This is a genomic window from Streptomyces sp. NPDC029014 (assembly GCF_055564695.1).
On the sequence record NZ_JBVHVT010000005.1, the window covers coordinates 1 to 18,865 of the forward strand.

The 18,865-nt window shown below is 73.6% G+C and carries 18 protein-coding genes; 3 read left to right on the forward strand and 15 right to left on the reverse strand.

Annotated elements, in window-relative coordinates; translation table 11 throughout:
* Positions 1 to 129 precede the first annotated feature (129 nt).
* From ACZ4VL_RS03990 to ACZ4VL_RS04030, 9 genes are all read right to left on the reverse strand, one after another.
* Entirely contained in the window at positions 130 to 762 is a 633-nt protein-coding gene (locus tag ACZ4VL_RS03990) for an FMN reductase (protein ID WP_468195512.1), read from the reverse strand.
* Positions 759 to 1,844: an LLM class flavin-dependent oxidoreductase gene (locus ACZ4VL_RS03995; RefSeq protein WP_468195514.1), complete on the reverse strand. Its 1,086-nt coding sequence runs from the start codon at positions 1,842 to 1,844 to the stop codon at positions 759 to 761. The genes ACZ4VL_RS03990 and ACZ4VL_RS03995 overlap by 4 nt, the downstream gene beginning before the upstream one ends.
* Before the next feature lie 54 nt (positions 1,845 to 1,898).
* Positions 1,899 to 2,666 carry a GPR1/FUN34/YaaH family transporter gene (locus ACZ4VL_RS04000; RefSeq protein WP_468195517.1) on the reverse strand — a complete coding sequence of 256 codons (768 nt, stop codon included), beginning with the start codon at positions 2,664 to 2,666 and terminating at the stop codon, positions 1,899 to 1,901.
* Between the two features lie 27 nt (positions 2,667 to 2,693).
* Positions 2,694 to 4,580 carry an amidohydrolase gene (locus ACZ4VL_RS04005; RefSeq protein ID WP_468195520.1) on the reverse strand — a complete coding sequence of 629 codons (1,887 nt, stop codon included), beginning with the start codon at positions 4,578 to 4,580 and terminating at the stop codon, positions 2,694 to 2,696.
* The gene (locus ACZ4VL_RS04010; protein WP_468195523.1) at positions 4,577 to 5,530 is read right to left on the reverse strand and encodes an alpha/beta hydrolase; all 954 of its coding nucleotides are present in this window, start codon (positions 5,528 to 5,530) and stop codon (positions 4,577 to 4,579) included. Before ACZ4VL_RS04010 ends, ACZ4VL_RS04005 begins: the two co-directional genes overlap by 4 nt.
* Positions 5,531 to 5,597: 67 nt before the next feature.
* Positions 5,598 to 6,428, reverse strand: a complete 831-nt coding sequence (locus tag ACZ4VL_RS04015; protein ID WP_468195525.1) for an alpha/beta fold hydrolase — start codon at positions 6,426 to 6,428, stop codon at positions 5,598 to 5,600.
* Positions 6,429 to 6,490: 62 nt separating this feature from the next.
* Positions 6,491 to 7,078 (reverse strand): Dps family protein, encoded by a 588-nt coding sequence (locus tag ACZ4VL_RS04020; protein ID WP_468195526.1) that lies wholly within the window; start codon positions 7,076 to 7,078, stop codon positions 6,491 to 6,493.
* Positions 7,079 to 7,164: 86 nt separating this feature from the next.
* Entirely contained in the window at positions 7,165 to 7,662 is a 498-nt protein-coding gene (locus tag ACZ4VL_RS04025) for a DoxX family protein (RefSeq protein ID WP_468195529.1), read from the reverse strand.
* 5 nt (positions 7,663 to 7,667) lie between these two features.
* The gene (locus ACZ4VL_RS04030) at positions 7,668 to 8,330 is read right to left on the reverse strand and encodes a hydrolase (protein WP_468195532.1); all 663 of its coding nucleotides are present in this window, start codon (positions 8,328 to 8,330) and stop codon (positions 7,668 to 7,670) included.
* A 314-nt stretch (positions 8,331 to 8,644) separates the two neighbouring features.
* Between ACZ4VL_RS04030 and ACZ4VL_RS04035 the strand changes: the two genes are divergently transcribed.
* From ACZ4VL_RS04035 to ACZ4VL_RS04045, 3 genes are read left to right on the forward strand one after another with little or no spacing between them, the layout of a single operon-like run.
* The gene (locus tag ACZ4VL_RS04035; RefSeq protein ID WP_468195535.1) at positions 8,645 to 10,321 is read left to right on the forward strand and encodes an FAD-dependent oxidoreductase; all 1,677 of its coding nucleotides are present in this window, start codon (positions 8,645 to 8,647) and stop codon (positions 10,319 to 10,321) included.
* Positions 10,322 to 10,331: 10 nt separating this feature from the next.
* Positions 10,332 to 11,813: an ATP-binding protein gene (locus ACZ4VL_RS04040; protein ID WP_468195538.1), complete on the forward strand. Its 1,482-nt coding sequence runs from the start codon at positions 10,332 to 10,334 to the stop codon at positions 11,811 to 11,813.
* Positions 11,810 to 12,163: a UBP-type zinc finger domain-containing protein gene (locus ACZ4VL_RS04045; RefSeq protein WP_468195541.1), complete on the forward strand. Its 354-nt coding sequence runs from the start codon at positions 11,810 to 11,812 to the stop codon at positions 12,161 to 12,163. The genes ACZ4VL_RS04040 and ACZ4VL_RS04045 overlap by 4 nt, the downstream gene beginning before the upstream one ends.
* A gap of 56 nt (positions 12,164 to 12,219) precedes the next feature.
* Here the strand turns inward: ACZ4VL_RS04045 and ACZ4VL_RS04050 are convergent, their stop codons facing one another.
* The 6 genes from ACZ4VL_RS04050 to ACZ4VL_RS04075 all read right to left on the reverse strand — a co-directional run bounded on the left by ACZ4VL_RS04050 (position 12,220) and on the right by ACZ4VL_RS04075 (position 18,825).
* Complete coding sequence (locus ACZ4VL_RS04050) at positions 12,220 to 13,827, reverse strand: alpha/beta fold hydrolase (protein WP_468195543.1); 1,608 nt, start codon at positions 13,825 to 13,827, stop codon at positions 12,220 to 12,222.
* Between the two features lie 12 nt (positions 13,828 to 13,839).
* Positions 13,840 to 15,411 carry an alpha/beta fold hydrolase gene (locus ACZ4VL_RS04055; protein ID WP_468195546.1) on the reverse strand — a complete coding sequence of 524 codons (1,572 nt, stop codon included), beginning with the start codon at positions 15,409 to 15,411 and terminating at the stop codon, positions 13,840 to 13,842.
* Between the two features lie 147 nt (positions 15,412 to 15,558).
* Positions 15,559 to 16,224, reverse strand: coding sequence for a TetR/AcrR family transcriptional regulator (locus tag ACZ4VL_RS04060; RefSeq protein WP_468195549.1), 666 nt, complete (start codon positions 16,222 to 16,224; stop codon positions 15,559 to 15,561).
* Between the two features lie 23 nt (positions 16,225 to 16,247).
* Positions 16,248 to 17,801, reverse strand: a complete 1,554-nt coding sequence (locus ACZ4VL_RS04065; RefSeq protein ID WP_468195551.1) for a monooxygenase — start codon at positions 17,799 to 17,801, stop codon at positions 16,248 to 16,250.
* A 98-nt stretch (positions 17,802 to 17,899) separates the two neighbouring features.
* Positions 17,900 to 18,457 (reverse strand): TetR/AcrR family transcriptional regulator, encoded by a 558-nt coding sequence (locus ACZ4VL_RS04070; RefSeq protein ID WP_468195554.1) that lies wholly within the window; start codon positions 18,455 to 18,457, stop codon positions 17,900 to 17,902.
* 5 nt (positions 18,458 to 18,462) lie between these two features.
* Complete coding sequence (locus tag ACZ4VL_RS04075) at positions 18,463 to 18,825, reverse strand: DUF1304 domain-containing protein (RefSeq protein ID WP_468195557.1); 363 nt, start codon at positions 18,823 to 18,825, stop codon at positions 18,463 to 18,465.
* Between the last annotated feature and the right edge of the window lie 40 nt (positions 18,826 to 18,865).

Sequence of the window (18,865 nt, forward strand, 5' to 3'; positions counted from 1 at the left end):
CCCCCCCCCCCCCCCCCCCCCCCCCCCCCCCCCCCCCCCCCCCCCCCCCCCCCCCCCCCCCCCCCCCCCCCCCCCCCCCCCCCCCCCCCGGGGTGGCCTGGAGAGCCGTGGGATCGGCGGGATCGGCCCTTACGGTGTGCCGTGCAGGGCGGCCAGCTGTTCCTCGAAGGGCACCACCTCGTCGTCCCCGTCCGGTTCTGCGGCTTGCTGGTGCCGGACCAACAGCTCGGCCAGCTCGGCAGCCGCCCGGTCGACGCGCCCGGCGAGCGCGGCGGTCCGGGTGTCCCCGGCCGAGCCCCAGTCCTCCGGGGCCGCGAACACGGCGGTCGGTGCCACGACGGCCCGCAGATGGGCGAAGAGCGGCCGCATCGCGTACTCCAGGGCGAGGGAGTGTCGTGCGGTGCCGCCGGTGGCGGCGACGAGCACCGGCTTGCCGACGAGTGCGTCGCGGTCGATCACGTCCACGAAGGACTTGAACAGGCCGCTGTACGAGGCGCTGAAGACCGGTGTGACGGCGATCAGTCCGTCCGCCCGGGTCACGGCTTCGAGCGCCTCCCGCACGGCGGGCGCCGGAAAGCCGGTGACGTGGTGCTTGGCGATGTCGACGGCCAGCTGCCGCAGTTCCAGGACGTCCGCCTCGACCGCCCGTTCCGCGTCCGCCAGTCGCCGCCGGACCGATTCGGTGAGCCGATCGGCGAGCAGCCGGGTGGACGAGGGCACGCTCAGCCCGGCCGTGACGACCGCCAGCCGCACCGGATTCACCGCTGCTCCCCGCCGCGGCGGGCGACGAGGGCCTCGTGGGTCGGCCCGGCCGGAGCCTCGGCGGACCGGCCGACCGCGAACTCCTTGCGCAGCACGGGGACCACCTCCTCGCCGAGCAGGTCCAGTTGCTCCAGGACGGTCTTCAGCGGCAGGCCGGCGTGGTCCATCAGGAACAGCTGACGCTGGTAGTCCCCAAAACCCTCGCGGAACGTCAGGGTCTTCTCGATGACCTCCTGCGGGCTGCCGACGGTGAGCGGGGTCTGCTCGGTGAACTCCTCCAGCGAGGGGCCGTGCCCGTAGACGGGAGCGTTGTCGAAGTGGGGACGGAACTCCCGTACGGCGTCCTGGGAGTTGCGCCGCATGAACACCTGGCCGCCGAGGCCGACCACCGCCTGCTCGGGGGTGCCGTGGCCGTGGTGGGCGAAGCGCCGGCGGTACAGGTCGATCAGCCTCCGGAAGTGGTCCTTGGGCCAGAAGATGTTGTTCGCGAAGAAGCCGTCGCTGTAGTACGCGGCCTGCTCGGCGATCTCCGGGCTGCGGATCGAGCCGTGCCACACGAACGGTGCGACGCCGTCCAGCGGGCGCGGCGTCGACGTGAAGCCCTGCAGCGGGGTCCGGAAGCGCCCCTCCCAGTCGACCACGTCCTCGCGCCACAGCCGTTGCAGGAGCGCGTAGTTCTCGATCGCGAGCGGGATGCCGTCGCGGATGTCCTGGCCGAACCACGGGTAGACGGGGCCGGTGTTGCCGCGCCCCAGCATCAGGTCGACGCGCCCGTCGGCCAGGTGCTGGAGCATGGCGTAGTCCTCGGCGATCTTCACCGGGTCGTTGGTGGTGATCAGCGTGGTGGAGGTGGAGAGGATCAGGCGCTCGGTGCGCGCGGCGACGTACCCGAGCATCGTGGTCGGCGAGGAGGGCACGAACGGCGGGTTGTGGTGTTCACCCGTCGCGAAGACGTCCAGCCCCACCTCCTCCGCCTTGAGCGCGATGGTCACCATCGCCTTGATCCGTTCGTGTTCGGTGGGTGCCCGGCCCGAGGTCGGATCGGGCGTGACGTCGCCCACCGTGAAGATGCCGAATTGCACAGGAGTCGCTTTCTCGGTGAGGGGTGATGGGGTGTCTTCGCCGGGGACCGGGGGCTACAGGGTGCGGCGCACGCCCGCCTGCCGTTCCACGTTGCGCAGCTGTACGGAGAGGTCGCCCTCGACCGCGGTGCGGGCGGGGCCGCTGCGCCCGATGGGCAGCACCTCCTCGCTGCGCATGTCCTCCAACATGAGGGCGTACGCCGCGTAGGTCGCGGCAAGCGCCACCAGGAGCCCGAGGGCCCCGGAGGCGTACGTGAGCCGTTCGGCGCCGGTCAGCCCCGACAGCCCGGTGGCCGCCCAGCGGGGCAGGGAGACCACGAGGACGACCCAGAGCGCGCGCTTGGGCCGGGTCACGGCGGCCATCAGCGCCCCGAAGCACAGGAACGCCAGGTTGAACACGCCCAGCACCTTCAGGCCGCCGGCCGCGCCGGTGCCCATGACGAGCGCGTACGCCAGCCAGCTTCCGGCGAAGGTCCCCATGAGCGTGGCCGCGATCACGTCCCGGGCCAGGAAGGCCAGGACGCTGACGAGGAGTTGCAGGGCGAAGGCGGGCAGCACGCACAGGGCGACGGCCCGGCGGTCGGCGGCGTCGAGGATCCCGAGCTGGAGGCAGGCCGTCATCACCGAGGCGATCGCGACCGTGAAGAAGCCGAGCGGCATCGGGGAAGCGATGGGGCGGAGGTTGATGCGGGTCATCGACCGGAGGTCCGGCTCGAAGCGGCGCCCGGGCGGTGCCGCCGGGCCGTGGTCGCCGAGGTCGCCGTGGTCGCCGTCTTCGGGGCGGTCGCCGCCGGTGTCGGGGGTGGCGGGGGTGGTGCTCATCTCAGGTCTTCCTGGGGTCGGTGCGCGTCAGTGCGCGAAGCAGGGGTCGACGAAGGGCTGGGGCGGCTGCGCCGCGGAGCCGCGTGCGGCGCGCCAGGCGCGCTGTTCCTCGGACTCGGCGACGACTTCGGCCATGCGCAGGGCCTGGAGCGTGCCCCGGGACGGGTAGCCGCCGAAGCGGGCCACCGGCGACCACCGGGGACTGACCGGCGGCAGGGGTTCGTCCAGGCCGTCGTACTCGGCGCCGGCGTAGACGATGCGGCCGCCGACGACCGTGAGGACGGACTCGATGTCGGGGAGGGCGCTCTCGGGCACCGTGAAGTAGTCCTCGGACAGGATCGCGAGGTCGCCGTAGTAGCCCTCCCGCAGGACGCCCTTGACGTCCTGCTCGCCGGTGAGCCGTGCGCCGCCGCGGGTGTAGAGGCCGAGGGCGGTCTCCCGGTCGAGCGGCTGCCCGGCCGGGCTCAGCGCCGTGCCGCCGACGGTGCGGCCGGTCACCAGCCAGTGCAGCGCGACCCAGGGGTTGTACGAGGACACGCGCGTGGCGTCGGTTCCGGCGGCGACGGTCAGGCCCCGGTCGAGCATGGCCCGGACCGGCGGGGCGTGCGAGGCGGCCTCGGCGCCGTAGCGGTCGAGGAAGGCGGTGCCCTGGAAGGACATCCGGTTCTGGACGGACAGGGCGCCGCCGAGGGCCGCGATCCGGTCCAGGCTCTCGGCCGAGACGGTCTCGGCGTGGTCGAAGAGCCAGCGGTTGCCGCCGGGGAAGAGGCCTTCGGCCGCGAGCTTCTCGAAGACGGCCAGGTCGCGGCGGATGGTTTCGTCGTAGGTCGCGTGCAGGCGGAAGCCCCAGCCGTTCTCCATCAGCAGCCGGACCGCCTGCTCGAACTCCGCCTCGTAGCCGGGGGCGAGTTCGGGGCGGGGCTCGGAGAAGTTCTCGAAGTCGGCGGCGGCCCAGGTCAGGTTCTCGCCCGCGCCGTTCAACCGCAGCCACTCGTCCCCGTCGCCGGGCTTGACCGTCTCCGTCCAGCGCTGGAGGTCGTCGAGCTCCTGCCCCGCGGTCTGGGGGAACAGGTGGTAGGCGATGCGCAGCGACAGCTCGCCCGACCGGGCCAGGTCGACGACCGTCGCGTAGTGCTCGGGGAAGCTCTGGAAGCCGCCGGCGGCGTCGACCGCCGAGGTCAGCCCGAAGCGGTTGAGCTCGCGCAGGAAGTGGCGCGTCGAGGTCCGCTTGTCGTCCTCGTCCAGGGCCGGGGCCTTGGCGAGGGTGGAGTAGAGGATGAGGGCGCTCGGGGCCGCCAGCAGGATGCCGGTCGGCTCGCCGTCCCGGCCCCGTACGATCTGGCCGCCGCGCGGGTCGGGGGTGTCGCGGGTGAAGCCGGCCGCGCGGACCGCGGCCCGGTTGAGGATCGCCGACTGGTAGAGGTGCAGGACGAACACGGGGGTGTCGGGCGCGGCGGCGTTCAACTCGGCCGCGGTCGGCATCCGGCGCTCGGCGAACTGCTCGGCCGTCCAGCCGCCGACGACGCGGATCCACTGCCCCTTGGGAGTGCGGCCGGCCTGTTCGCGCAGCATGGCCAGGGCGTGGCGGAGGCTGCGCACGCCGTCCCAGCGCAGCTCCAGGACGTAGTTGAGGCCGCCCCGGATGACGTGCAGGTGGGAGTCGTTCAGGCCGGGTACCACCCGCCGGCCGAGGGCGTCGACGACCCTGGTCGCCGGGCCCACGAGGCGGGCGAGGTCGTGGTCGTCGCCCAGGGCCACCACCCGGCCGTCGCGGATCGCGACGGCGCGGGCGGCGGGCCGGTCGGGGTCGCCGGTGAACACCTTGGCGTTGCGGACGAGGAGGTCCGCCGCCGGCCCGTCCGGCTGCCGGTCGGGGAGGACCCCGGCCACGGGCATGCTCGGGGTCCGGGTCATGACAGGGCCTTGCGCAGGGTGTCGGCCGCCAGGCCGATGGCGAGGTCCGCGGCCCGCGTCTCGCGCAGCGCGTTCAGCATGACGAAGTCGTGGATGGTCCCGAGCACGCGCAGGGCGGTGACGGGGACCCCGGCGGCCCGGAGCCCGGCGGCGTACGCCTCGCCCTCGTCGCGCAGGACGTCGGCCTCGGCGGTGATGACCAGCGCGGGCGGCAGTCCGGTGAGCTGGTCGAGGGAGGCCCGCAGCGGGGAGGCGGTGATCGAGGCGCGCTCGGCCCCGTCGGTCGTGTACTGGTCCCAGAACCAGCGCATGGCGTCGCGGCGCAGGAAGTAGCCGGTGGCGAACTGCTCGTACGAGTCGGTGTCGAAGGCGGCGTCGGTGACCGGGTAGAAGAGGACCTGGTGCAGGAAGCGGACGTCGCCGCGCTCCTTGGCCAGGAGCGTGAGGGCGGCCGTCATGTTCCCGCCGACCGAGTCGCCGGCGACGGCGATCCGGGTGCCGTCGAGCTCCTTGTGCCGTCCCTCGCGGGCGATCCACTGGGCGACGCCGTAGTTCTGCTCGATGGCGACGGGGAAGCGGGCCTCGGGCGAGAGGTCGTACTCGGGGAAGACCACGGCCGCCCCGGCCCCGACCGCGAGTTCCCGGACCAGCCGGTCGTGGGTGTGGGCGTTGCCGAAGACCCAGCCGGCGCCGTGGACGTAGAGGACGACGGGAAGGGTTCCGGTGGCGCCGGCGGGGCGGACGATCCGGACGCGGACGTCCCCGGCGGCGCCACCGTGGACGGTGAGCCACTCCTCGTCGACGGCGGGCAGCGGCGCCTCGTCACCGCTCTGCACGCCGTCCACGGCCTTGCGGCCCTCCGCGACGGGGATCTCGTACAGGAACGGGGGCTGGGCGGTGGCGTCGGCGAAGGCCTGGGCGGCGGCTTCGAGGACGGGCTGGTTCGGCATGGAGGGTTCTCCTGTGAGGGGACGGTGTGGTCGTGGTACGGGAACGCCGGGCGCCGGGGCGCCGGGCTCAGCCCAGGAAGGCGAGCAGTTCGGCGTTGACCTCGGCGGCGTGGGTCCAGAGCAGGCCGTGCGGGGCGCCCGGGACGATCCGCAGCTCGGCACCCGCGATGCGCTCGGCCAGCGGGATCGCGGTGGCCGTGACGGGCAGGGTGCGGTCGGCGTCGCCGTGGATGATCAGCGTGGGGACGTCGATGCGCGGCAGGTCCGCGCGGAAGTCCGTGAGCCAGGCCTGGACGCAGTCGAGGGTGCCCTTGGCGGAGGCGCCGACGGCGACGTTCCAACTGACCTGCACCGCCTGCTCGCTGATGCGTTCGCCGCCGAGCACGTCGACGTTGTAGAAGTCGGCGAAGAAGTCCGTCATGAACGCGAACCGGTCGGCGCGGATGGCCTCCTCGATGCCCTTGAAGACGTCCCCGTCGACGCCGCCGGGGTTGTCGTCGGTCCTGAGCAGGAAGGGCGGGACGACGCCGATCATGACGGCCTTGGCGATACGCCCGGATCCGTGGGTCCCGAGGTAGCGGGTCACTTCGCCCGTGCCCATGGAGAAGCCGACCAGCACGGCGTCGCGCAGGTCCAGGGCCGTGAGCAGCTGGTTCAGGTCGGAGGCGAAGGTGTCGTAGTCGTAGCCGTCGGCGGGCTGGTCGGAGCGGCCGAAGCCGCGGCGGTCGTACGTGATCACCCGGTGGCCGGCGGCGAGCAGTGCGGCGGTCTGCTTCTCCCAGGAGGCCCCGTTCAGCGGCCAGCCGTGGATCAGCACCACGGGCTGTCCGATGCCGTGGTCCTCGTAGTAGAGCTCGACGGGGGCGGAGTCGCCCTGGGCGACGTTGACGAACGGCATGGTGTGCTCCCTGTGTCGGGGACGGATGTGGATCTGCGGAAGTGGTGTACGGGGCCGGGGGGTCAGGCGCGCACGAGGGGGGTGTCGACGAGGTGTTCGGCCAGGAACCACACCTGGGCCTCGCCGGTGCGGACGACCTGGGAGACGAGGAGGTCATTGCTGCCCTCGTCGCCCTCGGCCGAGAGCCGGGCGGCGGCGTCCCGGGCGTCGACCAGGATCCGCTCGTGCGCGTCGAGGAGCCGCGACAGCATGACGGGCACCTTCTCGACGCCGTCCGGCGGCCGCGGGATCGTCGTCAGCTCGGCGACGTGGCGCGGATCGCCGACGGCGACGCCGCCGAGGCTCTGGACGCGCTCGGCCAGGGCGTCCACGAGGGACAGTTGGGCCTCCGCGTGCGCGTCGAGCATGAGGTGGAGCGAGTGGAAGGTGGCTCCGCGCACGAGCCAGTGGTGCTTCTTGTAGAGGGCGTACAGGATCTGCGTGTCGGCGAGCACCTGGTTCAGTCGCTGGCAGGCGTACGTGCGGGTGTCGTGGCCGAGGCCGATGGGCAGCTGCTTGAGGGTGCCGAAGGCCTGGATCTCCCCGCCCTTCTGGTGCAGCAGCGGCTGGCCGCCGCCGTGTGCGGGTGGTGCGTCGGTGGTGGTTCCCATGGAGTACTCCTGAGACGGGACGGGTGACGGGGGCCCGGCCGCGCGGGCAAAGGGGGTGTACGCGCGCGGCCGGGCCGGTCTGTTGGTCAGTCGCCGGGCGCGGGGCGGCGGTGGAGCACGAGCCGGGTGAGCAGGCCGCTGCCGGTGCCGGCCGCGAGCACGAGCACCGTCCACCACAGGGGGTACGGGGTGAGGCCGAGGGCCGCGTCGAGGGACCGGGCTCCGGGGCCGGTGGCGGCCAGGGCCGCGGCGGTGCCGATCAGGACCAGGGGGTATTCGTAGCCGTCGTGCTGCACCCACAGCCCGTTGTGCCACTTCACCGTGAGGGCGACGGTCATGACCCCGATGACGCCCGTCGCGGCGAGCGGGGTCAGGAGTCCGGCGGCCAGGAACAGGCCGGACCCGATCTGCCCGCCGCCCGCCGCGAGGGCGGTCAGGGCGCCTCCGCGGAACCCGTCACGGCGGAACTCCCGTGTGCCGCCGTCGAGTCCCTCCCCGCCGAGGTGCCGGCTGACCTTCTGCACCCCGTGGCCCGCGACGAGCAGGCCCACCAGCAACCGCAGGAGGAGAATGCCGGTGTCCACGCGGATCAGCCGGCCGCGTGCTCGCCGATGACGGCCTGCGCGTAGACGACGCCGAGGCCGTAGGCGCCCGCGTGCTCCTTGACGATCTCCATGACGGCGCCGTACGTCTCCTGGCGGGCCCAGTCGCGCTGGAGCTCCAGCAGCACCTGCACCCAGGTCACCGGCACGGCCCCGGCGGCCAGCATCCGCTGGAGGGCGTGCTCGTGGGCGGCGGGGCTGACGCCGCCCGAGGCGTCGGCGACCACGTAGACCTCGTAGCCCTGCTCCAGCGCGGACAGCGCCGGCAGGACCAGGCACACCTCGGTCCACAGACCGGACAGGATGATCTTCTTGCGGCCGGTCGCCTTGACCGCCGCCACGAGCGCCTCGTCCTCCCAGGCGTTCATCGTCGTACGGTCGATGACCTCGTGCCCGGGGAACACGTCGGCGAGCTGCGGCAGCAGCGGCCCGGAGAACGACTCGGCGGCGACGGTGGTCAGGACGACCGGCACGTCGAAGGCGCGGGCGGCCTTGGCGAGCCCGACCGTGCTGTTGATGATCGCGGCGCGGTCGCCGCTGCCGGTGCCGAAGAACATCTGCGGCTGGTGGTCCACGAAGAGCATGGCCGAGTTGTCGGCCGTGAGCAGGTCCGCGCTCGGCGCGGCCTGTACCTGGGTGATGTCGAACATGGGGGGTCCTCTCAAAGGTCGGGATCAGGCGCCTTCCGCGTTCCCGCGGCTCGCCACACCCCGAACCTACGAGCGCCCCGGACCCCCCGAAGTCCCCTCCGCGCACGGCAACTGTCCCCGCAGCGCACTCACTCCCGGGACCGACCCGCCCGCTGCCCGGTCCCGGGGCGTGCTCCGGTGTGAGCGTGCGGTCACGGAGGGGGTGCGGGGCTTCGTGTGCCGGAGCGGGGGCGCGGGAACCCGCATACGATGGGCGGGAGCCGGCGCGGGCTGGTCGTCACGTCGGCCGTCCCGAGCTCGCAGGGCGGAGGAGCATGGCACAGGCCACCGACGCGGCCCGGACCGTCATCCTGACGGTGGACGACGACCCGGGGGTCTCCCGTGCCATCGCCCGTGACCTGCGGCGACGCTATGGCGGCGGGTACCGGATCGTGCGCGCCGAGTCCGGTGAGTCCGCGCTGGAGGCGCTGCGCGAGCTGAAGCTGCGGGGCGACCTGGTGGCCGTGATCCTGGCCGACTACCGGATGCCGCAGATGAACGGCATCGAGTTCCTGGAGCAGGCGCTCGGCGTGTACCCGGGGGCGCGGCGCGTGCTGCTGACGGCGTACGCCGACACCAACGCGGCCATCGACGCGATCAACGTCGTCGACCTCGACCACTACCTGCTCAAGCCGTGGGATCCGCCGGAGGAGAAGCTCTACCCCGTGCTGGACGAGCTCCTCGCCGTCTGGCGCTCCAGCGACTACCGGCCGGTACCCGCGACGAAGGTGGTGGGGCACCGCTGGTCGGCGCCCTCCTCGCGGGTGCGCGACTTCCTGGCCCGCAACCAGGTCCCGTACCGCTGGTACTCGTCCGACGAGCCCGAGGGGCAGCGGCTGCTGGAGGCGGCCGGGAGCGACGGTCGCCGGCTGCCCGTGGTGATCGCGCCGGACGGGACGGTGCTGGTCGAGCCGGAGGCGCCCGAGCTGGCCGCCCGCGTGGGGCTCGCGACCACGCCGGCCGCCGAGTTCTACGACCTCGTCGTCATCGGCGGCGGCCCGGCCGGGCTCGGTGCGGCGGTGTACGGGGCCTCCGAGGGGCTGCGGACCGTGCTGGTCGAGCGGTCGGCGACCGGCGGGCAGGCCGGCCAGAGCTCACGCATCGAGAACTACCTCGGCTTCCCGGACGGCGTGTCCGGTGCACAGCTCACCGACCGCGCCCGCCGCCAGGCCGGCCGCTTCGGCGCCGAGATACTGACGGCGCGCGAGGTCACGGGACTGGAGGTCAACGGGGCGGCGCGCGTCGTACGGTTCTCCGACGGCTCGGCGGTCGCCGCGCACAGCGTGATCCTGGCGACCGGCGTCTCGTACCGGCAGCTCGGGGCGCCGGGCTGCGAGGACCTCACCGGCCGCGGGGTGTACTACGGCTCCTCCCTCACCGAGGCGGCGTCCTGCGAGGGCCAGGACGTGTACGTCGTCGGCGGCGCGAACTCCGCCGGGCAGGCCGCGGTGTACCTGGCGCGGGGCGCGAAGTCCGTGACGCTGCTCGTGCGCGGGCAGTCCCTGACGGCGTCGATGTCGTACTACCTGATCCAGCAGATCGAGGACGCGCACAACATCACCGTCCGCCCCAGGACCGTCGTGGAGGCGGCGCACGGCGAGGAGCACCTGGAACGGCTGACCCTGCAGGACGCCGGGACCGGCGCCACCGAGGTCGTCGACGCCCAGTGGATGTTCGTGTTCATCGGCGCGGCCCCGCTCACCGACTGGCTGGAGGGGACGGTGCTGCGCGACGGGGACGGCTTCATCCTGGCGGGCCCGGACCTCACCCCGGACGGGCGCCCGCCGGCCGAATGGGAGCTGGACCGGCCGCCCTACCACCTGGAGACCAGCGTTCCCGGCGTGTTCGTGGCGGGAGACGCGCGCGCCCGGTCCGCGAAGCGCGTCGCGTCCGCCGTGGGCGAGGGGGCCATGGCCGTGATGCTCGTCCACCGCTACCTGGAGCAGTCATGAGCAGGCCGTCATGAGCACGCAGGTCATGCCCTGCGATCCGCACGAGATCGGATCGCTGTTCCTGTTCGAGAAGCTCTCCGCGGAGCAGCTCGGACGGCTGTGCGCCGAGGGGCGGGTGGAGCGGTTCGGCCCGGGTCCGGTGTACACCGAGGGCGATCCGGCCACCTGCTTCTACGTGATGATCGAGGGCACCGTCGTGCTGTACCGCCGGGTCGGCGGCGACGACGTGGAGGTCAGCCGCACCTCGCAGCGCGGCGTGTACGCGGGCGCCATGCAGGCGTACCTGGGCGACGGGGTGCCGCAGGCGTACACCAACTCGATGCGGGTGACCGAGTCCACCCGGTTCTTCGTACTGCCCGCGCAGTCGTTCGCGGACGTCATGCGGGAGTGGTTCCCGATGGCGGCGCACCTGCTGGAGGGGCTCTTCTTCGGTTCCAAGAACACCCAGCGGGCCGTCGGGCAGCGCGAACGCCTGCTGGCGCTGGGCTCCCTGTCCGCCGGACTCACCCACGAGCTCAACAATCCGGCCGCGGCCGCCGTCCGGGCCACGGCGGCGCTGCGCGAGCGGGTCGGCAAGATGCGGCACAAGCTGGCGATCATCGCGCAGGGCCCGTACTCCCGGGAGGCCCTCGCCGAGCTCATCGAGATCCAGGAGCGCACCGCCGAACGCGTCGCCAAGGCACCGGTGTTGAGCCCCCTGGAGGCGTCCGACCGGGAGGACGCGCTCACCGACTGGCTCGACGACCACGGCATCACGGAGGGCTGGCGGGTCGCGCCCACCTTCGTCCAGGCCGGGCTGGACATCGACTGGCTGGAGCAGGTCGCGGCGACCGTGGCCGAGGACGTCCTGCCGGGGGCGATCGGCTGGCTCAACTACACCGTCGAGACCGAGCTGCTGATGGACGAGATCGACGACTCCACCACCCGCATCTCCCACCTGGTGGACGCGGCCAAGCAGTACGCGCAGCTCGACCGCGCCCCGCACCGCGACGTCGACGTCCACGAACTCCTCGACAGCACCCTGCTGATGCTGTCCGGAAAGATCGGCCCCCGGGTGCAGGTGGTCAAGGACTACGACCACTCCCTCCCCGACGTGCCCGCCTACCCGGCGGAGCTCAACCAGGTGTGGACCAACCTCATCGACAACGCGGTGGCCGCCATCGGGAGCACCGGCGGCGACGGCACCCTGACGGTCCGCACGGCCCGGGACGGCGACCGGCTGCTCGTGGAGTTCCGCGACACCGGCCCCGGGGTACCGGAGGACATCCGCAGCCGCATCTTCGACCCCTTCTTCACCACCAAACCGGTCGGCGAGGGCACCGGTCTCGGCCTCGACATCTCCTGGCGGATCGTCGTCAACAAGCACCACGGCAGCCTCCAGGTCGAGTCCGTCCCGGGCGACACCCGCTTCCAGGTACTGCTGCCCCTGACCGCCCCGGAAACCGAACCCGAAACCGAACCCGATTCCGAGAGCGCCGAGGAGCCCGCATGACCGAGATCGACGGCATCGACCCGAGCGTCCCGCCCAGCGGCACCGGCTGCGGGGACTGCGACGCGGTGGGCGGTTGGTGGTTCCACCTGCGGCGCTGCGCCCAGTGCGGCCACGTCGGCTGCTGTGACTCCTCGCCGGCCCAGCACGCCACCGCCCACTGGAAGTCCACCGGGCATCCCCTGGTGCAGAGCTTCGAACCGGGCGAGGCGTGGTTCTGGAACTACGACACCGGCACCATGTACGAGTCCGGGCCCGACCTGGCCCCGCCCTCCGACCACCCGGCCGACCAGGCGACCCCGGGCCCCGCGGACCGCGTCCCCCGGGACTGGCCGAACCACATCCACCGCTGATGCGCTGAGGCTTCCCCCCTGACCGGACCCTGAACGGACCCCGGCCCCGGGTCCGTTCAGGGGGCGGTGTCGAACTCGGGGGGTTCGAGGGTCTTCAGGCATGCGGTGTTCGGGGCGGCGGGGTCGTCGAAGAACGACACGGTGATCTCCTGTGCGCACTTCGACGTCGCGAACACCACGTGGGGTTCGTACGGGACCGTGACGACCTTCGCGCGGCCCAGCGTGCGGGCCACGTACGGTCCGTTGGCCGCGCCGGTCTGGGCGTCGAAGCCGCCCGACAGGGCCAGGGTGGGGATGTCGCTGCGGGTGGCGTCCCGGATCGAGCGCGGGGCCGCGGGGACGTTCCAGGCGTCGCAGTCCGGGCGGAGGAAGGTGAGCTGCGGGGCCTGGGCCTGTACCGAGCGGGGGAACGACGGGTAGGCGTCCTGCCCTCCGCGCAGTGCCTGGGCCTGCGTCTCGTACGGGGTCCACGCGCTGCAGAAGACGCCGTAGACGAGGCCGTGGGCGACCCGGCCGACGGCCTGGGGGCTGAGCTTGCCGCCCGCCCACTGCTCGGCGATCCGCTGGGGTCTGCCGTGCGCGAGCTCGTCGAGCGAGCGGGGCACCCCGGGCGCCACGTGGGTGGCGGAGGTCAGCCAGTTCACCAGGGCTCCCCCGTCGAGGACGACCTGCACCGGCTTCGGGTTGCCGGGGACCTTGACGGTGGTGGTGACCGGTTCGGCTTCGAGGTCACGGACGAGGCGTTCGAAGGTGGCCGACAGGTTCGGGTAGCGGCGGTTGCACGCCGGGTCCTGCGCGCAGGCCTTGAACAGGCCGTCGAAGCCCTGTCTGGCGCTGCTCCAGGTCAGGGCCGATCCGGCCTTCGACGGCGGCAGGATGCCGTCGATGCCGACGGAGCGGATCCCCTCGGGGTGTTGGCGCATGGTGACGAGTGCCAGGTGGGTGCCGTAGGAGATGCCGAACAGGTTCCATTCCTTGACGCCCAGTGCGGCGCGGAGGTCCGTGTAGTCGGCGGCGCTCTCGGTGTCGTTGTAGGCGCTCAGGTCGGCTCCGAGGGCCGCGAGTCGGTCGCGGCACGCCCGGGTCGCCTCGACGTGCAGCCGCTCGGTGGACGGCGCGTCGGAGACGAGGCCGACGGCGCGGGCGTTGAACCGGTCGATGTCGGGGCAGGTGAGCGCCGGGTCGGCCGAGTACGTCCCGCGCTGGGACATGAAGACGACGTCGCGGTCGCGGTTCAGTCCGCCGTCGATCGCCATCTTCGCCTCGCCGACCGCGTCGTCGCCGGGGCCGCCGGCGAGCCACACGATCGGGTCGGGTTTCGGGGTGGCGGAGGCCGCGGGGACGATCGCGACACCGAGGGTGATCTTCCGGCCGTGGGGGCGGGTGCGGTTCTCGGGCACGGTGAGCGTTCCGCAGCGGGCGTCGTCGAGCGCGGCGATCGGCTCGGGCGTCTTCGGGCAGGGGCCGGGCTCGAAGCGGGCGTCGCCCACGGTCCGGGCCACCGTGCCGATCGGAGCTCCGGGGCTCGGGCCGGCCCCGGCCCCCACGCCGGTCTCGGCGCCGTGTTGCGCGTGGGCCGGTGTGGTGAGCAAACCCGTGATCAGGACCCCCGTGGCCACCGCGGCCTTCCTGCGGCGGCGACGGGGCGCAGGGTGGTGTGCCATCGGCCCTCCTGCTCATTCCGGGGCGATCGTGAAGGGTTTCGGTGCGGCGCCGGCCACGCAGCGGGTGTCGGGTGCGGTCGGACGGGCGAGGAAGGAGGCCAGCACCTTCTGCGCGCAGGGCGACTGGGGTACCACCCAGTGGGTGATCCCGGGGATCTGCACGGAGGTCGAGCGGGACAGCGTACGGGCTGCCTCCTTCGCCCAACTCGCCCCGGTCTTGCCGTCGAACGTTCCGGAGACGAGGAGCGTGGGCACCGCGCTGACGGTGGCCACCCGCTGGGTGGCGGCGCGGTCGGGAACGTTCCAGAGGCGGCACACGTCGTACTGGAAGGGGAGTTGGGGCGGTTGGGCCAGGACCGTGGCCGGCCAGCCGGGGAAGGCGCGGCGCCCCGCGTCCAGCACGTCGGTCTCCGTATGGCCGGGCGCCCACTCGCTGCAGGCCACCGACTCGGTCAGGCCGTGCGCGGTCGTGCCGACGGACTGGACCGAGTCGGCCGCGCGGGCCCGCGCGAAGCGCTCCGGGTGTCCGCGGCCCAGCTCGTCGATCGCGGCCGGGACGTCGGGGGCCTTGACGGCGTTGGCGACCAGCAGGTTCAGCACGGCTCCCCCGTCGAGGACCACCTCGACCGGGGCTCCGCCGCGCGGCGGCCGGGCGTTCAGCGTGAGCGGCTCCGCCTCCAGTCTGCGCACCTGTTCCGTCAGCGTACGGGCGATGTCCGGGTAGCGGCTCTTGCAGCGCGGCTCGGCCGCACACGCCCCGAGGATGGTGGTGATGCCCTCCTGGGCGCTGCTCCAGGTCCACGGCAGGGTCGCGGCCTGCGGGGGCGTGACCGAGTCGATCGCCACCGCGCGGATGCCGTCGGGGTGGTTGCGCAGGTAGGTGAGGGCGAGGTCGGAGCCGTAGGAGTACCCGTAGACGTTCCACCGTGCGATGCCGAGCGCCTTGCGGAGGTCGGCGAAGTCGGCTGCGTTCTCGGTGGTGTTGTAGGCGCTCAGGTCGATCCCGTCGGCCGCGAACCGGTCCCGGCACGTCTTCACCGCGTCCAGCAGGAGCTGTTTCGCCGGCGCCGAGTCGTGGCCGAGCCCCACGTACCGGGCGGCGAAGCGGTCCAGTTCGGGGCAGGCGAGGTGGGGTTGGTCGTGGAGGTTTCCGCGCTGGGCCATGATGACCAGCGCCCGGTCCTGGTTCACTCCGGCGTCGACCAGGACGGGGATGTCGTCGAAGGTGTCGCCGCCGGGTCCGCCCGCCATGAACACCACCGGGTCCTGGGCGGGCTTCGCCGAGGCGGCCGGGACGACCGCCGCGGCCAGGCGGATCGTCCGGCCGGCGGGGCGGGCACGGTTCTCGGGGACCTCCAGGAAGCCGCACCGGGCCTTGGCCAGCGCGGCGATCGGTTCGGGCGTCTTCGGGCAGGGGCCGGGCACGAACCGTGCCGGTGCGGTCGGAGCGATCGGGGTCGGGGACGGACCGGGTGCGGTGGCGCGGGTGGGCGGCGCTGCGGCCGCGCCCCCTGCCGGGCCGAACGCCGCGAGGCAGGCCAGGGCGGTCGCGGCGGCGGCCGCGTTGATGCGGTGCCTTGCCATACGATCCCGTTCCTCTGCCGACGTCCACGGCTGCCCGGCCGGGCAACGCCGCAGCGGTGTGGGCGGAACGCACGCACGTATACCGAAGGTACCGTGCGGTACGCCGGCACGCACACGGACGGGACGGCGACGATCGCCGCCGGCGGGCTACGTGCGCGCGAGGCCCCGGACGAGCAGGCCGAGCCCGAACTCGAAGTGGGCCGCGAAGTCGTGGCTGGTCAGGGTCGGGAGGGTGGCCGTGAGGTGCGGATAGGTGCCGGCCGCCGTGACCGCGTTGCGCAGGAGCTGCGGGTCCGCGGGGGCCTCGCCGTCCCGGCCCAGGGCGGCCTGCTCCTCCAGGGTGTGCCCCACCGTGTAGTGGACGACGGCCAGCAGCGCGCGGGCCGCGTCGGCGTCGGGGAAACCGGCCGTGCGCAGGAGGCCGATCCCGGACTCGGCGATGCCGAGGGTGTTCGGGCCGGTGGAGTGCGTGCCGGCGAAGACGCGCGCCCCGTCGCGGTGGGCGAGCAGGGCCCGGCGCAGGGACCGTGCCAGGTCCGCGAGCCGTGCGTCCCAGTCCGCGGCCTCGTGCTCCGCGGCGGGAGGGGCGACGACCTGCTCCAGCATCCGCTCCGCCATCGCGGTGAGCAGGTCCTCCTTGGTGGCGAAGTACCGGTAGAGCGCCCCGGCCTGCACCCCCACCGCATCGGCGAGACGCCGCATGGTGAGCGCGTCGAGACCGCCCTCGTCCAGCAGCGCGAGGGCGGTCTCGATCGTCCGGGTGGGGTCGAGGCGGGGCGGGCGGCCCCGCCCCGTGCGGGTCGGCGTACTCATGCCCCCACTCTAGTGAGCGGTGATCACCACGGCTGCGTGTCCTGGCGGGGTCCGGCCCAGGCGGTGAGGGCGTGGGCCAGGTCGGCGGTGCGCTGCTGCGGGTCCGTGCTGCGGCCCGCCCAGGCGATGTGGCCGTCGGGTCGGATCAACAGGTCGGTGACACCGGCCAGTTCGGGGCGTGCCTCGTACGAGGTCGCGGTCACGGTGCGGACGTGGCCCGCCCAGCCCCGGGTCGGCAGTCCTTCGGCGGCGGCCAGGTGCAGGACGACGAAGCGGCCGTCGTGGAGCAGTTCGTAGGCCCGGCCGGCTCCCGCGGCGTCGGTCGTCAGGCCGATGTCCGGCATCCGCCGGCCCGCCGGGGCGCCCGGGGCGGCGTCGGCGTCGCCGGAGCCGGAGCCGGAGCCGGGGCCGGCTGCCGGGTATGCGGTGTGGAGGGCGGAGACGCGGCCGGCGAGGCGGTGGTTGACGTCCGGAAGGGTCAGGAGTTCGTCGAGGAGGGCGCGCAGGGCCGCGGCGGGCCGTGCGTACTGCTCGACCAGGACGAGTTCCAGCAGCAGGTTCTGGACCTGGGTGTTCTCGGTGACGGCCCGGCCGGCGGGCCGGCGCTCGGCGTCGTAGCTGTCGAGCAGTCCGGGCGGGGCCCAGCCGTGGATCTCGGCGGCCAGTTTCCAGCCGAGGTTCATGGCGTCCTGGAGGCCGGTGTTCAGGCCCTGGCCGCCCGCGGGGAAGTGGATGTGGGCGGCGTCGCCGGCGAGCAGGATCCGGCCGGAGCGGTAGCGCTCGGCGATCCGGGTGGCGTTGCCGAAGCGGGACAGCCAGCGGGGCCCGCCCACGCCGCAGTCGGAGCCGCAGTAGTCGGTCAGCGAGGCGCGGAACTCCTCCAGGGTCACCGGCTCGCGGGAGGGGATCCGCATCCGGGCGGGGTCGACGAGGACCAGCCGGGTGACGCCGTCCTCGACGGGGGCGACGATCAGCCCGCGCTCCCGGGCCCGGCGCAGCGCCGGATCGTCGGTGTCGAGGGCCTCGAAGTCGCCGAGGATGCCGGTGAGGGTCTCGTCGGTGCCGGGGAAGCCGATTCCGGCGGCCTCGCGGACGGGGCTGCGGGCGCCGTCGCAGCCGACGACGTAGGCCGCCCGCAGTGTTTCCGCTGCGCCGTCGGGGCCGCGTACGTCGACCTCGGCGCCGGTGGCGTCCTGGCGCACTGCGGTGACGGTGTGCCCGCGCCGGAGGTCGACGCCCAGCTCACGGGCCCGCTCCTCCAGCAGGGCTTCGGTGCGGGCCTGGGCGAGGAAGAGGGTGTAGGGGTGCCGGGTGTCGAGTGCGGTGAAGTCGAGCCGGGTGTTCAGGCCCGCGAAGTGCCAGCCGGGCACCGGCCGACCGGGGGCGAGGAAGCGGGGGGCGATGCCGCGCAGGTCGAACAGTTCGACGCTGCGCGGGTGGAGGGTCAGGGCCCGGGAATGGGGCTGCGGGTGCTCGCGGCGCTCGACGATCCGGGTGCGCACTCCGGCGAGGGCCAGTTCGCAGGCGAGCAGCAGCCCGGTCGGGCCGGCTCCGACGACGATCACGTCAAGGGGCATGGGGGTGTCCTCTCGGGAATCCCGCACATTAGTGAACGGCGTTCACGTGAACGCCGTTCACTATAATCGGGCTCCCGAGCGACCCGTCAAACGGAAGGTCAGGGCAGCGGCGTCCGGTGGAGGCTGATCAGCAGGCGCCAGACCCTCCCGGCGATCTCGGCCGGGGTCGCCCCGATGGCTCCGTGCAGCCAGTCGGCGAGCACCCCGGCGAAGGCGGCGGCCACGGCCGAGGCGACCAGTTCGGGCTCCGGCGCGCCGGCCAGCGCACGCTCGTCCCGGCTGCGGGCGCGCAGGTCGCGGTGGAGGACGAGGCCCAGCGGACCGCCGCCACCGGGGCGGAGCAACTCCCGGTAGAGCCCGGCGTGCGGGGGGATCCCCTCGAAGAAATCGACCAGGGCGGGCGGCGGGCTCGCCGGGTCGGGGACGCCGCGCCAGGCGTGCAGGGCGCCCACGGCTTCGCGGACGATCTCGGCGCAGGCGTCGACGGCGAGCGCCTCCAGATCGGCGTAGTGGACGTAGAACGTGGCGCGGCCGACACCGGCCCGGCGCACCAGCGCGGCGACGCCGACCTTGTCCAGCGGGCCGCTCGCGCACTCCTCCAGCAGGGCCCGGCGCAGCTTGGCCCGGGTCCGCTCGGTACGGGGGTCCTCGGACACCGCGGTCACCCGGCGAGCAGGACGGCTGCGAGCGCCAGCGCACCCGGCAGCGCCTGGGCGATCAGGATGCGCCGGTTGGCGGTGAGGGCGCCGTAGACCCCGGCGACCACCACGCAGCCGAGGAAGAAGACCCGAACCTGAAAGCCGGTCGGGTCGGCGGCGAAGAGGCCCCAGAGCAGGCCGGCCGCCAGGAAGCCGTTGTAGAGGCCCTGGTTCGCGGCGAGCGGGGCGGTGGCGCGGGCCAGGTCGGCGTCGAAGCCGGAGAGCTTGCGCCCGGGCGCGCGCTCCCACAGGAACATCTCCAGCACCAGGATGTACGCGTGCAACAGGGCCACGAGGGCCACGAGCACGGTCGCGGTCGTCTCCATCGGCTCAGCCACTCCCCCGCACCGCGCAGCGCGCGGCCAC